Genomic DNA, 15,387 nt, shown 5'->3' on the forward strand with positions numbered 1-15,387 from the left:
CGCTCCCAAGACATCTTATTTTTGCTGTCGTTAATGCCGCTGAAATCCTGTAATGCGCTTCGAAAAGGGTCAACTTAGCGCCCGTTCGTAGGCAAAAAAAACGGGCCGCCTGAGCGACCCGTTTTCTACGGTGTGAAAAACTACAGCAGCGCTTTTGCTTTCGCAACAACGTTATCAACGGTGAAGCCAAACTCTTCGAACAGCTGCTCAGCCGGTGCAGACTCACCAAAGGTGGTCATACCGACGATAGCGCCGTTCAGGCCCACGTATTTGTACCAGTAGTCAGCGATAGCCGCTTCCACTGCCACGCGCGCTGATACCGCTTTCGGCAGTACGGATTCACGGTAAGCCTCGTCCTGCTTGTCGAATGCGTCGGTAGACGGCATGGAAACCACGCGCGCTTTCACGCCTTCAGCAGTCAGTTTTTCATAAGCGGCAACCGCCAGCTCAACTTCGGAACCGGTGGCGATGAAGATAAGCTCAGGCTGACCTGCGCAATCTTTCAGCACGTAGCCGCCGCGAGCGACGTTAGCCAGCTGCTCTTCGGTACGTTCCTGCTGTGCCAGGTTCTGACGGGACAGAATCAGCGCGGTTGGGCCGTCCTGACGCTCAACGCCATATTTCCAGGCAATAGCGGATTCAACCTGGTCACATGGGCGCCATGTGCTCATATTTGGCGTCACGCGCAGAGAAGCAATCTGCTCTACCGGCTGGTGAGTTGGGCCATCTTCGCCCAGACCGATGGAGTCGTGGGTGTAGACCATCACCTGACGTTTCTTCATCAGCGCTGCCATACGCACCGCGTTACGGGCATATTCAACGAACATCAGGAAGGTTGAGGTGTACGGCAGGAAACCGCCGTGCAGCGAAATACCGTTGGCAATCGCGGTCATACCGAATTCACGCACGCCGTAATGGATATAGTTACCCGCGGTGTCTTCGTTAATCGATTTCGAACCAGACCAGATAGTCAGGTTAGAAGGTGCGAGGTCAGCGGAACCGCCGAGGAATTCTGGCAGCAGAGGGCCGAATGCTTCAATCGCGTTCTGAGACGCTTTACGGCTGGCGATTTTAGCCGGGTTAGCCTGCAGCTTAGCGATGATTTCGTTAGCTTTTGCATCGAAATCAGCTGGCATGTCACCTTTCATACGACGGGTGAATTCAGCGGCTTCCTGCGGGAAGGCTTTCGCGTAGGCAGCAAACTTCTCGTTCCAGCTTGCTTCTTTCGCCTGGCCTGCGGCTTTCGCATCCCACTGGGCATAAATGTCAGCCGGGATTTCGAATGGACCATAGTTCCAGCCCAGCGCTTTACGGGTCAGCGCAACTTCTTCTTCACCCAGCGGCGCACCGTGGGAGTCGTGAGTACCTTGCTTGTTTGGTGAACCAAAACCAATCACAGTTTTGCACATCAGCAGGGATGGCTTATCGGTAACCGCGCGAGCTTCTTCTACTGCACATTTGATAGCGTCTGCATCGTGACCGTCGATACCGCGGATAACGTGCCAGTTGTAGGCTTCAAAACGCTTCGCGGTGTCATCGGTGAACCAGCCTTCAACGTGACCATCGATGGAGATACCGTTGTCATCATAGAATGCGATCAGTTTACCCAGTTTCAGGGTACCAGCCAGGGAGCACACTTCGTGAGAAATGCCTTCCATCATGCAGCCGTCGCCCATGAATGCGTAGGTGAAGTGGTCAACGATGTCGTGGCCCGGACGGTTAAACTGCGCCGCCAGCGTTTTCTCCGCAATCGCCATACCCACTGCGTTAGCAATACCCTGACCCAGCGGGCCGGTGGTGGTTTCAACACCCGCGGTGTAACCCACTTCCGGGTGACCTGGGGTTTTAGAGTGCAGCTGACGGAAGTTCTTCAGCTCAGACATCGGCAGGTCGTAGCCGGTGAGGTGCAGCAGGCTATAAATCAGCATGGAGCCGTGGCCGTTAGACAGCACAAAGCGGTCACGGTCAGCCCAGGACGGATTTTGTGGGTTATGGTTCATAAAATCACGCCACAGGACTTCGGCAATGTCAGCCATACCCATCGGGGCACCCGGGTGACCGGATTTGGCTTTCTGTACTGCGTCCATGCTCAGCGCACGAATAGCATTAGCAAGCTCTTTACGTGAGGACATTTTGACTCCAGTTCGGACTGTTGAAGGCTACCGTAACATCACGAGGCGCAGACGTTACGGTTAATGCCAGAAAAAAGTGCCAACAATGTAACCTATGCGACAAAGCATGTACATGGAGCATCCTTTTGCGTATTCAGAAATCTCTGGAACAGAGGTTAACAAGATGTAATCCACTCGCCCGCAACTCGCGATATTCTTTATACTTAGCAAAACTCTGGCGATATGAATCCAGGGCACTTTCAGATAAACGACTTTGGAAGCAATCTCATGAAAAAACGGGCGATGGTATTGGCTCTCGGTGCGACGTTGCTGCTGAGCGGCTGTCAGAATATGGACTCAAACGGCTTAATGAACTCGGGCACTGGCGCCCTTCAGGCTTTCTCCTTAAGCGATGAGCAGGTGATTGCCCTAAGCGATCAGGCCTGTAAGGATATGGACAGTAAGGCTACCATTGCCCCCGCTGGCAGCGACTATGTGAAGCGCCTGAATAAGATTGCCGGCGCGCTCGGCGACAATATCAATGGTCAGCCGGTGAACTATAAAGTCTACGTCGCCAAAGACGTTAACGCCTTTGCCATGGCCAACGGCTGTATTCGCGTTTATAGCGGCCTGATGGACATGATGAATGATAATGAAGTCGAAGCAGTTGTCGGTCACGAGATGGGCCACGTTGCGCTGGGCCATGTGAAAAAAGGGATGCAGGTCGCTATGGGCACCAACGCCCTGCGCGCGGCAGCGGCATCAGCTGGCGGGATCGTCGGTAACCTCTCCCAGTCGCAGTTGGGCGATTTGGGTGAGAAGCTGGTCAACTCCCAGTTCTCCCAGCGTCAGGAAGCGGAAGCGGACGACTATTCCTACGATCTGCTGCGCCAGCGTGGCATCAATCCAACCGGGCTGGCGACAAGCTTCGAGAAACTGGCCAAACTCGAAGATGGTCGTCAAAGCTCCATGTTTGACGATCACCCCGGTTCACAAGAACGCGCGCAGCACATCCGCGAACGCTTGAGCGCGGACGGAATTAAGTAGTCCATTGAGGGGGCAATATTACCCCCTCACCTACCGTAATAAGAAAAAATATTCATCAGGCTAAACGGCATCAATTGATAATTTAAGCGCACAAACCGTTAAATATACGCAGATGCAAGTTCAGAGAAATATATAAGCCGTCACGGCGAGGCCCAATCATTTATCCTGCACATTAATATAAAGCGCTGTTTTTTCTCTTTCCCACCGCTCACTTGCCGGAATTTTAAATAGTCTATAACTGCGCAGCCCGCGCGGAGTCAACCATCCCTTGAAACGGCGTTACGGCGAAACATCTATTCATAGAATGATTGCTTTTGACATTTTTTCAGGCGAATATCGAATTTGAAACAACATAATTCGACCGTTATATAAATAGAGAAGTTCCCTCCGTGAAAAATAAATTAACCTTAGTTGCCTTGAGTATTATTGCCTCTGCGCCCGCATTTGCCAGCCAGCAATCTGATAGCCAGGGATTTGTTGATGACAGCCATCTGGATCTGTTTTTACGCAACGCTTATATCAAACGCGATTATCGCGACGGTTTGCATGATAAAAGCGAATGGGGTCAGGGCATTATTGCGACCTTTGAATCAGGTTTTACTCAAGGCCCAATTGGCTTTGGCGTAGATGGTATTGCACAGTATGCCGTGCGTCTTGACGGAGGCCGCGGTAACAGCGGCGCGGGCGGCATCGATTTCTTTGCCCAGGATAACGACGGTCGCGCGAAATCCGATCTCGCGAAATTTGGCGCAACGGCCAAAATGCGCTTCTCTAACACCGTATTAAGCTACGGCAGCCAGCGTCCGGCGCTGCCTATCATCACCGCCGACGAATCGCGCATGCTGTACGAAAGCTACACTGGTGCCATGCTGAACTCTAAAGAAATTACCGGCCTGGATGTTAGCGCCGGCTATCTTACCGACCAACAGCGTAAAAGCGACGACAGCCACAACAGCGGCCTGAAAAGCATCACCTTTGGCGGCGCTAGCTATCAGTTCAACGACCAGTTGAGCGGCGCGCTCTACGCCTCCCACGTAGAAGACGTACTGAACAAGCAGTACCTCGGCCTGAACTACGCGCAGCCGCTGGCGGCTGAACAGAAGCTGGTGTTCGACTTTAACGGCTATAACTCTCGCCTTGACAGCGAGTACGCAGACTCGCTGGATACCGGGCGCAGCAACTCTATCTGGAGCCTGGCGACCAGCTATATCTGGGATATTCATACCTTCAAGATTGCCTATCAGCAAAGTAGCGGTAGCACCGGCTATCATTACGGCAGCTATCAGAATCAGGGTGGCGTCGGTGATGGCGGCAACACCATCTGGCTTGCGAACTCCTACTGGTCTGATTTTAATGGCGAAGATGAGCGTTCATGGCAGGCGTCCTATGCGCTGGACTTCGGCGGCCTGGGCTTGCCGGGACTGAGCTGGACCACCGCTTACGTGCGTGGTGACAACATCAAGACGGCAGAAACCAGTAACGGTAAAGAGCATGAGTGGTTCAACCAGGTGCAATACCAGGTTCAGGACGGCGTGGCAAAAGATCTGAAGTTTAAAGTGCGCTACTCGGTGCTGCGCGTGTCGAGCAACGCCAGCGACTATAACGTGAGCGGTAATGAAGTACGCGTTTACGTCGAGTATCCGTTTAACGCGTTTTAATATTGAGCAGGGTTTCCCGGCGTCGGCGTAAACGCCTCGGCCGGGCTACCGTTTGGCACAGGCCGGATAAGGCGTAGCCGCCATCCGGCAATCTGCGCGGTTATGCCTGATGGCGCGTAGCTTATCAGGCCTACGTGCGTGTGGTAGCCCGGCCAAGCGCAGCGCCGCCGGGAAACCCTGTAAAGGCTTACTCGCCCTTCTTCGCCGCCTGGATGTAGAGCATTTCCAGCGCCAGCGTCGCCGCCGCCAGAGCGGTGATTTCAGACTGATCGTAAGCTGGTGCCACTTCCACCACGTCCATACCCACGATGTTCAGGTCTTTCAGACCGCGAACCAGTTTAATTGCACGGTCAGACGTCAGACCACCAATCACCGGCGTACCGGTACCCGGCGCAAATGCTGGATCCAGGCAGTCGATATCAAACGTCAGATAAACCGGCATATCGCCAACGATCTGTTTCACCTGGGCGATGATATCGTCCACGGTACGATCGTTCACCTGACCGGCATCCAGCACGGTGAAACCGTTGTCTTTGTCGAATTCGGTACGGATACCAATCTGCACAGAATGGTTCGGGTCGATGAGCCCCTCGTTCGGTGCGGTGAAGAACATGGTGCCGTGGTCAAACTCGCAACCGTTAGCGTAGGTATCGGTGTGGGCATCAAAATGCACCAGCGCCATTTTACCGAAATGTTTTGCGTGCGCGCGCAGCAGCGGCAGGGTCACGAAGTGGTCACCACCGAAAGAGAGCATGCGCTTACCGGCGGCCAGCAGTTTTTCCGCATGCGCCTGCAGCTTTTCGCTCATTTCACGGGCATCACCGAAGGCGTAAACCAGGTCACCGCAGTCCACCACGTTCAGGCGCTCGCGCATATCGAAGTTCCACGGGAAGCGGTTGTGTTCCCAGGCCAGGTTAGTGGAAACCTGACGAATCGCCGCCGGGCCGTGACGACCGCCGGCACGACCGGAGGTCGCCATATCAAACGGGACGCCGGTAATCACCCAATCCGCATCGCTATCGTACGGCATGAAGTTCATCGGCAGACGAAGAAAACCAAATGCGTTGGAAACCAGGGAGTTGTCGTATTGATGACCCAAGGTGCTCATGTGCTGACCTCTTATAAAATCACGGTAAAAAAAATCCCCTCCGCGTCGTTAGGCCCGACGAGGAAGGGATTGATTAGATAGCTGCATATTTGCGACGGATTATCGTCGTTAATTTGTACGGATTCAAGCCTGTCGACTCTCGTGCGGCTTGTCCCCTCACCCCGGCCCTCTCCCTGAGGGAGAGGGAGAAAAGCGGCCGACCTTTTGAGCGCGAAAAAAACAGACCGCACCGCTCAGTCCCCTCGCCCCTTTGGGGAGAGGGTTAGGGTGAGGGGCCCCGTAACTTACTCGTCTTCCAGATAAGTATAGCCGTATAACCCAGCCTCAAACTCTTCCAGGAACTGCTGTTGCAGCGCCTCGTCCAGATCGGTGTTCTTAACCTGGTCACGGAACTGCGTCAGCAGAGTATTCGGGTCCAGCTGCACGTATTGCAGCATGTCCGCCACGGTATCACCTTCATCAGACAGCTCAACCTCCACGCTGCCGTCAGGGAAGACGAACACGTCAACCGCTTCGGTATCGCCGAACAGGTTGTGCATGTTACCCAGAATCTCCTGATACGCACCCACCATGAAGAAGCCCAGCATCGGCGGGTTCTCCGGGTCGTATTCCGGCATTGGCATTGTGGTGGCAATGCCATCACCGTCGACGTAATGGTCGATAGCCCCGTCAGAGTCACAGGTGATATCCAGCAGCACCGCGCGACGCTCTGGCACCTGATTCAGACCTTCCAGCGGCATTACCGGGAACAGCTGATCGATACCCCACGCATCCGGCATGGACTGGAACAAGGAGAAGTTGACGTAAATCTTGTCCGCCATGCGCTCCTGCAACTCGTCAATAATCGGGCGATGCGCACGGTTGCTCGGGTCGAGCTGCTTTTGCACTTCATGACACATATTCAGATACAGCTGTTCTGCCCACGCGCGCTCATGCAGGCTAAAGGTGCCTGAGGAGTAGCCGACGTGAATATCATGCAGATCCATCTGGCTGTCATGCAGCCATTCACGCAGCGAGCGGCGGGTGCCCGGCTCGTGCATCTCCTGCCAGGTTTCCCACATGCTTTGCAGCGCGCGCGGCGCATCGTCAGCCGGAGGCGTGGCTTCGGTGTGTTCGCTACGCTCCACGCCGATGATATTAGACACCAGCACCGTATGGTGCGCCGTAACTGCACGACCTGATTCCGTGATCACCGTCGGGTGCGGCAGGCCGTGCTCTTCACAGGCATCGCCAATCGCCCAGATGATGTTGTTAGCGTACTCGTTCAAACCGTAGTTCACGGAGCAGTCGGACTGTGAGCGGGTGCCTTCATAGTCCACGCCCAAACCGCCGCCAACGTCGAAGCACTGAATATTGACGCCGAGCTTATGCAGTTCAACGTAGAAACGGGCTGATTCGCGCACGCCGGTGGCGATATCGCGAATGTTCGCCATCTGTGAACCCAGGTGGAAGTGCAGCAGTTGAATGCTGTCCAGACGACCACGTTCACGCAGAATTTCCACCAGTTGCAGCACCTGGTTTGCCGCCAGGCCGAACTTGGATTTTTCACCGCCGGAGGACTGCCATTTACCGGAACCCTGAGAGGCCAGGCGCGCACGTACGCCGAGGCGTGGTACTACGTTCAGGCGTTCAGCTTCTTCCAGCACAATGGCGATTTCAGACATCTTCTCGATGACCAGATAGACCTTGTGGCCCATCTTCTCGCCCACCAGCGCCATACGAATATATTCACGGTCTTTATAGCCGTTACAGACGATCACGCTACGGGTCATGCCCGCATGTGCCAGTACCGCCATCAGTTCCGCTTTTGAACCGGCTTCCAGCCCCAGCGGTTCGCCGGAATGGATGAGCGACTCAATGACGCGACGATGTTGGTTAACCTTAATCGGGTAAACCAGGAAATAGTCGCCTTTGTAGCCATAGGATTCACGCGCGCGTTTGAACGCCGCGTTAATCGAGCGCAGGCGATGCTGCAGGATCTGCGGGAAGCAGAATAGCGCAGGCAAGCGTTGCCCCTGTGCTTCACGGGCCTTAACCAGCTCGGCTAAGTCAACCTGGGCTTCGGGGACATCGGGGTCTGGGCAGACGCTGATGTGGCCAAGCTCGTTGACGTCGTAGTAGTTATTGCCCCACCAGGCAATGTTGTATGTGCGTAGCATTTTGCTGGCTTCCTGGGAGCTCATCGCAACCTCCTGCATGGAACGTAGTACACCGCGTTCGCCTGCTGACGAAAGCGAATCCAATGAAATGTCGTCAGACATAGCGAACCTCAATTATTTATAACAAGTGTAAAACAGTTAACTACTATCGCAGCGTAACGTTGCGATAACAACCCATAAGCAGCCTGATTAGCCAGCACAACATGCTGGCGCACCGACTGTGCGACCGGTTTCTTATTCATATCATAGTAAAACACGCACCTGAACCTGCAGTCACGGTTCAGCGAAACCACGAGAAAACCCTTGCCGGAGCAAGAGCGCCCTTGTTCATTCGTCCGTTACCGACCGGCTCTGGAGTCTTGAGAAGCGCCGAAATGGGTAGAACATCGGCTGGTATAAAAAGCAGAAATGGGGGATGTGTCCGCGCCTGAATGGCGCAACAGAATCGGTGCAATACAACGGTTCATTATCTTGAATCACCTCCACGACCGCCCCGAAAGACGACCCACAAGCCAACGTAATAGTTTAGCCCGGCTGGAAGTGGCAACACGTCGAAAATAATGTGTGCTTTTGGTATGAGCCGCGCGCGGCGTTTTATACCGATAAGACGATAAAAATGCAAAAGATAAATACGCGCATTGCCAACGGTGTCAGGAAAAATTGCCATGTCATAACCTGGCAGAATGAGAGCAACCTCAAAAAAAACTGGCAATACGATGAACAAGTGACCTAAAATAGCCATCCAGATGTTAATCCATCTATACCGATTAACACTCAGACTTCCAGTGACAACAGTCCGTTAGTCCATGGTAGAATCCTCCATCGTGACGAAACGGCACGACAGTTTGAGCTAACCAAATTCCTATTGGGTGATATTAAATATGGCAAAACACCTTTTTACGTCCGAGTCTGTATCCGAAGGGCATCCTGACAAAATTGCGGACCAAATTTCTGACGCCGTGCTGGATGCGATCCTCGAGCAGGATCCAAAAGCCCGCGTAGCGTGTGAAACCTACGTCAAAACCGGTATGGTGCTGGTTGGCGGTGAAATCACCACCAGCGCATGGGTTGATATCGAAGAGATCACCCGTCAGACCGTTCGCGATATTGGCTATGTGCATTCGGATATGGGCTTTGATGCCAACTCCTGTGCAGTACTGAGCGCAATTGGTAAACAGTCTCCAGACATCAATCAGGGCGTAGACCGCACCGACCCGCTGGAACAGGGCGCAGGCGACCAGGGTCTGATGTTCGGTTATGCAACCAACGAAACCGACGTGCTGATGCCAGCGCCAATCACCTACGCTCACCGTCTGGTGCAGCGTCAGGCTGAAGTGCGTAAAAACGGCACCCTGCCGTGGCTGCGCCCGGATGCAAAAAGCCAGGTCACCTTCCAGTACGACGATGGCAAAATCGTGGGTATTGATGCAGTCGTCCTGTCCACTCAGCACGCAGAAAGCATCGACCAGAAATCACTGCAAGAAGCGGTGATGGAAGAGATCATCAAGCCGGTACTGCCAACTGAATGGCTGAACGCATCCACCAAATTCTTCATCAACCCAACCGGTCGTTTCGTTATCGGCGGCCCAATGGGCGACTGCGGCTTGACCGGTCGTAAAATCATCGTGGATACCTACGGCGGCATGGCTCGCCACGGCGGCGGTGCATTCTCCGGTAAAGATCCATCAAAAGTTGACCGTTCTGCCGCCTACGCTGCGCGTTATGTTGCAAAAAACATCGTAGCTGCCGGTCTGGCTGATCGCTGTGAGATTCAGGTTTCCTACGCAATCGGCGTAGCAGAACCGACCTCCATCATGGTGGAAACCTTCGGTACCGAGAAAGTGCCAACTGAACAGCTGACCCTGCTGGTACGCGAGTTCTTCGACCTGCGTCCATACGGCCTGATTCAGATGCTGGACCTGCTGCACCCAATCTACAAAGAGACGGCAGCTTACGGTCACTTCGGTCGCGAACATTTCCCATGGGAAAAAACCGACAAAGCAGCCCTGCTGCGCGAAGCGGCTGGCCTGAAATAAGGTTTACCCGTTTTGATGAAAGCCAGCCTTGTGCTGGCTTTTTTTATGGGCGCTGTTCCCAGCGTCGCGTTGCTCGGCCGAGCGATGCTATCCCGTAGATACTGTGGGCATTGACAACATGTAGGCCTGATAAGCTACGCGCCATCAGGCATAACCGCGCACATTGCCGGATGGCGGCTATGCCTTATCCGGCCTACATCAATCGGTAGCCCGGCCGAGCGCAGCGACGCCGGGGAAATATCAATGCCATAGCATTCATATCTTTTACGTAACAAGTTACAATTCCATACAATTATGTGAAAGCGATTACATTGACACTTCCTCACCGCATAAGCCCTGATGCGACACCATGAAACAGCTTTTCATATTAATGCGTTGTGTTTCAGTAAAGTCTCATAATTACGCTTTTTACTTTATCTGAAACTCCATTAAATTAATGATTAATATAACATTTAACTTTTAATCAACTTAAACCTCAGTGTAACCGATTACACAGTCGTGATTGTTATCACATTTTTTTACCGCATAGTCTCCTACCCTAAGCATCTACAAAATCAATGACTCAACTGGAGGGCATAATGCCTAACAATAAAAAACAGGGTCGCTCTAACAAGACAATGACCTTTTTTGTCTGTTTCTTAGCCGCTCTGGCCGGACTGCTGTTCGGCCTTGATATCGGCGTTATTGCCGGTGCTCTACCCTTCATTACTACCGATTTCCAGCTTAGCTCCCATACGCAAGAGTGGGTGGTCAGCTCAATGATGTTCGGGGCCGCCGTCGGTGCCGTCGGCAGCGGCTGGCTATCGTTCAAATTAGGCCGTAAGAAAAGCCTGATGATCGGCGCTATCCTGTTCGTTGCCGGTTCCCTGTTCTCTGCGGCTGCGCCAAACGTTGAAGTGCTGCTGATTTCTCGCGTGCTGCTCGGCCTGGCAGTGGGCGTGGCGTCTTACACCGCACCGCTGTACCTGTCAGAAATCGCGCCGGAAAAAATCCGCGGCAGTATGATTTCGATGTACCAGTTGATGATTACTATCGGGATTCTGGGAGCGTATCTTTCCGATACCGCCTTTAGCTACAGCGGCGCATGGCGCTGGATGCTGGGCGTTATCATCATTCCAGCGGTTCTACTGCTGATTGGCGTTATCTTCCTGCCGGACAGCCCGCGCTGGTTTGCGGCGAAACGTCGCTTTAACGATGCCGAACGCGTGCTGCTGCGTCTGCGTGATACCAGCGCTGAAGCCAAACGCGAGCTGGATGAAATTCGCGAAAGCCTGAAGGTGAAACAAAGCGGCTGGGCGCTGTTTAAAGAAAACAGCAACTTCCGTCGCGCGGTGTTCCTTGGCGTCCTGCTGCAGGTGATGCAACAGTTCACCGGTATGAACGTCATCATGTACTACGCGCCGAAGATTTTTGAACTGGCGGGCTACACCAACACCACCGAACAGATGTGGGGCACCGTCATCGTGGGTCTGACCAACGTACTGGCCACCTTTATCGCTATCGGCCTGGTTGACCGCTGGGGCCGTAAACCTACGCTTATTCTCGGCTTTATCGTGATGGCGGTTGGTATGGGCGTACTGGGTTCAATGATGCACGTCGGCATCCACTCCGCCACGGCTCAGTACACCGCGGTACTGATGCTGCTGATGTTCATCGTTGGCTTCGCCATGAGCGCCGGCCCGCTGATTTGGGTACTGTGTTCTGAAATCCAGCCGCTGAAAGGCCGCGATTTTGGTATCACCTGTTCTACGGCCACTAACTGGATTGCGAACATGATCGTCGGGGCAACCTTCCTGACCATGCTGAACTCGCTGGGCAGCGCCAACACCTTCTGGGTATACGGCGGCCTGAACGTGCTGTTCATCTTCCTGACCTTGTGGCTGATTCCAGAAACCAAAAACGTCTCTCTGGAACACATTGAACGTAACCTGATGCAAGGCCGTCCGCTGCGCGAAATTGGTTCTCGCGACTAACCTGAATGACGCCGGATGGCGGCTACGCCTTATCCGGCCTACGCAAAATTTGTGGCCCGGACGAGGCGTAAGCCGACTCCGGGAATCCACGACTGATACCGTTGTCTGGAAGCTTCCTCTTGCGCCTGTGTACGTCTCGCTCTATCCTCAGCCGTTATGAAAACCCCTCGTATTCCTATCGCCATTCAGCAAAACGTCATGCGCAGCCTGCGGGAGAAACTCGCTCAGGCCAACCTGGCGCTGGGTCGCGATTACCCTGAGCCAAAGCTGGTTTACCAGCAGCGCGGAACGTCCGCCGGTACGGCATGGCTGCAAAAGTATGAAATTCGCCTGAACCCGGTACTGTTACAGGAAAACCAGCAAGCCTTTATTGACGAAGTCGTCCCGCACGAACTGGCTCACCTGCTGGTGTGGAAACACTTTGGCCGTGTCGCGCCGCACGGCAAAGAGTGGAAATGGATGATGGAGAGCGTGCTTGGCGTTCCGGCGCGTCGTACGCATCAATTCGAACTTAACTCCATCCAGCGTCAAACCTATCCCTATCGTTGCCGTTGCCAGCAACACCAGCTCACCGTGCGCCGCCATAATCGCGTGCTGCGCGGCGAAGCCACCTACCGCTGCGTCCACTGCGGCGAGCCGTTGGTTGCAGAAATATAACCATTGGAAATATCAGGAAGTTTTCCGCTCTAACTGATTGCATATGACAACCACATTCGTTACGTTGCGGGCTCGTTTTACGATGGAGTTCGTGATGTACCGTAATTTGTCTTTTGCCGCCGCGTTTCTGGCGACGGCACTCTCAGGTCAGGCGTTGGCCGAAGGTATCCACAGTTTTTCTCAGGCCAAAACCGCCGGGGTAAAGATCAACAATGACGTGCCCGGCGACTTCTACTGCGGCTGTAAAATCAACTGGCAGGGCAAGAAGGGCGTTATAGATCTGGAATCGTGCGGCTATAAAGTGCGTAAGAATGAAAACCGTGCGAGCCGCGTGGAGTGGGAGCATGTGGTTCCTGCCTGGCAGTTTGGCCATCAGCGCCAGTGCTGGCAGGATGGCGGCAGAAAAAACTGCGCCAAAGACCCGGAATATCGCAAAATGGAAAGCGATATGCATAACCTGCAACCCGCCGTTGGCGAGGTAAACGGCGACCGCGGCAACTTTATGTACAGCCAGTGGAATGGCGGCGAGGGTCAGTACGGCCAGTGCGGCATGAAGGTAGACTTCAAAGGCAAAGTGGCTGAGCCACCGGCGCGCTCTCGCGGCGCCATCGCCCGCATCTACTTCTATATGCGCGATCGCTACAACCTGACCTTATCTCGTCAGCAAACCCAGCTATTTAACGCCTGGGATAAAATGTATCCGGTCAGTGAGTGGGAGTGTCAGCGCGATATCCGTATTGCCAAAGTTCAGGGCAATCATAATCCATATGTGTTGCAGGCTTGCCAGGCACAAAAGAGCTAACCTACACTAGCGGCAATCATTCATTTCCCCTGCCCTCCTCAAATTGCGAGGGCATAGCCACAGATGGAAGTCAGACTATGCGTATCCCCCGCATTTATCACCCGGAACCGATCACCGTCGGCACACAAATCGCGCTGTGCGAAGATGCCGCAAACCACGTTGGCCGCGTCCTGCGCATGGGCAAGGGCCAGGAAATTCAGCTGTTCGATGGCAGCAATCAGGTTTTTGATGCGGTTATCACCGAGGCGAATAAAAAGAGTGTGGTGGTCGAGATCCAGCGCGGCGAGATGGACTGCCGCGAATCGCCGGTTCATATTCACCTTGGTCAGGTGATGTCGCGGGGCGATAAAATGGAATTCACTATCCAGAAATCGATAGAACTGGGGGTAAGCCTCATTACGCCACTTTTTTCTGAGCGCTGCGGGGTTAAACTGGATGCCGAGCGTCTGAATAAGAAGCTTCAGCAGTGGCAGAAAATCGCTATTGCCGCCTGCGAGCAGTGCGGTCGTAACGTTGTGCCGGAAATTCGCCCGGCGATGGACGTTGAAGACTGGTGTGCCGAGCAGGACGATGCGCTTAAGCTCAACCTGCATCCGCGCGCCAGCGCCAGCATCAACACGTTGCCACAGCCGGTCGAACGCGTGCGTTTACTGATTGGCCCGGAAGGCGGCCTGTCAGCGGATGAAATTGCCATGACCGCACGCTACCAGTTTACTGATATTCTGTTGGGGCCTCGCGTTTTGCGCACAGAGACTACCGCACTCACCGCCATCACCGCACTGCAGGTGCGCTTTGGCGACCTGGGTTAAAGGAGAACAATAATGATCAAGCTCGGCATCGTGATGGATCCCATCGCAAGCATCAACATCAAGAAAGACACCAGCTTCGCTATGCTGCTGGAAGCACAACGTCGCGGTTATGAACTCCATTATATGGAGATGAACGATCTGTATCTGCTAAACGGCGAATCACATGCGCGCACGCGTCTGCTGAGCGTTGAGCAGAACTACGACAAATGGTACGAATTCGGCAGCGAGCAGGAGATCAAACTGGCCGATCTCGACGTCATTTTGATGCGTAAAGATCCACCGTTTGATACTGAGTTTATCTACGCCACCTATATTCTTGAGCGCGCCGAAGAGAAAGGTACGCTTATCGTTAACAAGCCGCAGAGCCTGCGCGATTGTAACGAGAAGTTATTTACCGCCTGGTTCTCCGACCTCACGCCTGAAACGCTGGTGACGCGTAATAAGGCCCAGTTGAAAGCATTCTGGCAACAGCACGGCGACATCATCATGAAGCCGCTCGACGGCATGGGCGGCGCGTCTATCTTCCGCGTGAAGGAAGGCGATCCGAATATTGGCGTGATTGCCGAAACCCTGACCGAACTGGGCAGCCGCTACTGCATGGCGCAGAACTACCTGCCTGCAATCAAAGACGGCGACAAGCGCGTACTGGTCATTGACGGTGAGCCGGTGCCTTACTGTCTGGCGCGTATTCCACAAGGCGGCGAAACCCGTGGTAATCTGGCCGCTGGCGGTCGTGGTGAACCGCGTCCGTTGAGCGAAAGCGACTGGGCTATCGCGCGTAAAGTCGGTCCGACGCTGAAAGCCAAAGGGCTTATCTTTGTCGGCCTCGATATTATCGGCGATCGCCTGACGGAAATTAACGTGACGAGCCCAACCTGCGTGCGTGAAATCGAAGCGGAATATCCGATTTCGATTACCGGCATGCTGATGGACGCTATCGAAAAACGTTTGCAAAAATAAGACGTTGCCTTTAAACGGCGGGAGGGAACCCGCCGCCAGCCAGGCTTGATGACCCAGATGTACGCGG

13 protein-coding genes are annotated in these 15,387 nt (G+C 54.0%); 8 read left to right on the plus strand and 5 right to left on the minus strand.

All coding sequences use genetic code 11. The features are described from left to right. Positions 1 to 140 precede the first annotated feature (140 nt). The gene (gene tkt, locus ACIPDS_RS07255; RefSeq protein ID WP_400734219.1) at positions 141 to 2,132 is read right to left on the minus strand and encodes a transketolase; all 1,992 of its coding nucleotides are present in this window, start codon (positions 2,130 to 2,132) and stop codon (positions 141 to 143) included. Positions 2,133 to 2,399: 267 nt separating this feature from the next. On the opposite strand from tkt, the gene ACIPDS_RS07260 reads away from it, so the two are divergent. After that, entirely contained in the window at positions 2,400 to 3,158 is a 759-nt protein-coding gene (locus tag ACIPDS_RS07260) for a M48 family metallopeptidase (RefSeq protein ID WP_400734222.1), read from the plus strand. Positions 3,159 to 3,547: 389 nt separating this feature from the next. After that, a complete protein-coding gene (locus ACIPDS_RS07265; protein ID WP_400734225.1) occupies positions 3,548 to 4,816 on the plus strand; it encodes an OprD family outer membrane porin in 1,269 nt (422 codons plus the stop codon). A gap of 187 nt (positions 4,817 to 5,003) precedes the next feature. On the opposite strand, the gene speB is transcribed toward ACIPDS_RS07265, so the two are convergent. From speB to ACIPDS_RS07285, 4 genes are all read right to left on the minus strand, one after another. Further along, positions 5,004 to 5,924: an agmatinase gene (speB, locus tag ACIPDS_RS07270; RefSeq protein WP_123652553.1), complete on the minus strand. Its 921-nt coding sequence runs from the start codon at positions 5,922 to 5,924 to the stop codon at positions 5,004 to 5,006. 284 nt (positions 5,925 to 6,208) lie between these two features. After that, positions 6,209 to 8,185, minus strand: a complete 1,977-nt coding sequence (gene speA, locus ACIPDS_RS07275; RefSeq protein ID WP_166515571.1) for a biosynthetic arginine decarboxylase — start codon at positions 8,183 to 8,185, stop codon at positions 6,209 to 6,211. A gap of 8 nt (positions 8,186 to 8,193) precedes the next feature. Then, complete coding sequence (gene yqgB / locus ACIPDS_RS07280; RefSeq protein WP_156484201.1) at positions 8,194 to 8,325, minus strand: acid stress response protein YqgB; 132 nt, start codon at positions 8,323 to 8,325, stop codon at positions 8,194 to 8,196. A 224-nt stretch (positions 8,326 to 8,549) separates the two neighbouring features. Beyond that, a complete protein-coding gene (locus ACIPDS_RS07285) occupies positions 8,550 to 8,825 on the minus strand; it encodes a hypothetical protein (protein WP_400734229.1) in 276 nt (91 codons plus the stop codon). Positions 8,826 to 8,964: 139 nt separating this feature from the next. On the opposite strand from ACIPDS_RS07285, the gene metK reads away from it, so the two are divergent. The 6 genes from metK (at position 8,965) to gshB (ending at position 15,320) form a co-directional block, all read left to right on the plus strand. Further along, entirely contained in the window at positions 8,965 to 10,119 is a 1,155-nt protein-coding gene (gene metK / locus ACIPDS_RS07290) for a methionine adenosyltransferase (RefSeq protein WP_166515569.1), read from the plus strand. 578 nt (positions 10,120 to 10,697) lie between these two features. Next, positions 10,698 to 12,092, plus strand: coding sequence for a sugar porter family MFS transporter (locus ACIPDS_RS07295; RefSeq protein WP_166515568.1), 1,395 nt, complete (start codon positions 10,698 to 10,700; stop codon positions 12,090 to 12,092). A gap of 156 nt (positions 12,093 to 12,248) precedes the next feature. After that, on the plus strand, positions 12,249 to 12,749 hold the full coding sequence (locus ACIPDS_RS07300; RefSeq protein ID WP_400734233.1) for a SprT family zinc-dependent metalloprotease: 501 nt from the start codon (positions 12,249 to 12,251) through the stop codon (positions 12,747 to 12,749). Between the two features lie 94 nt (positions 12,750 to 12,843). Further along, complete coding sequence (endA, locus tag ACIPDS_RS07305) at positions 12,844 to 13,551, plus strand: deoxyribonuclease I (RefSeq protein WP_166515566.1); 708 nt, start codon at positions 12,844 to 12,846, stop codon at positions 13,549 to 13,551. A 77-nt stretch (positions 13,552 to 13,628) separates the two neighbouring features. After that, positions 13,629 to 14,360, plus strand: coding sequence for a 16S rRNA (uracil(1498)-N(3))-methyltransferase (gene rsmE / locus ACIPDS_RS07310; RefSeq protein WP_400734237.1), 732 nt, complete (start codon positions 13,629 to 13,631; stop codon positions 14,358 to 14,360). A 12-nt stretch (positions 14,361 to 14,372) separates the two neighbouring features. Then, positions 14,373 to 15,320, plus strand: a complete 948-nt coding sequence (gene gshB / locus ACIPDS_RS07315) for a glutathione synthase (protein WP_166515564.1) — start codon at positions 14,373 to 14,375, stop codon at positions 15,318 to 15,320. Positions 15,321 to 15,387: the final 67 nt, after the last annotated feature.

Source organism: Kluyvera sp. NPDC087067, from assembly GCF_044745165.1.
Taxonomy (GTDB): Bacteria; Pseudomonadota; Gammaproteobacteria; order Enterobacterales; family Enterobacteriaceae; genus Kluyvera.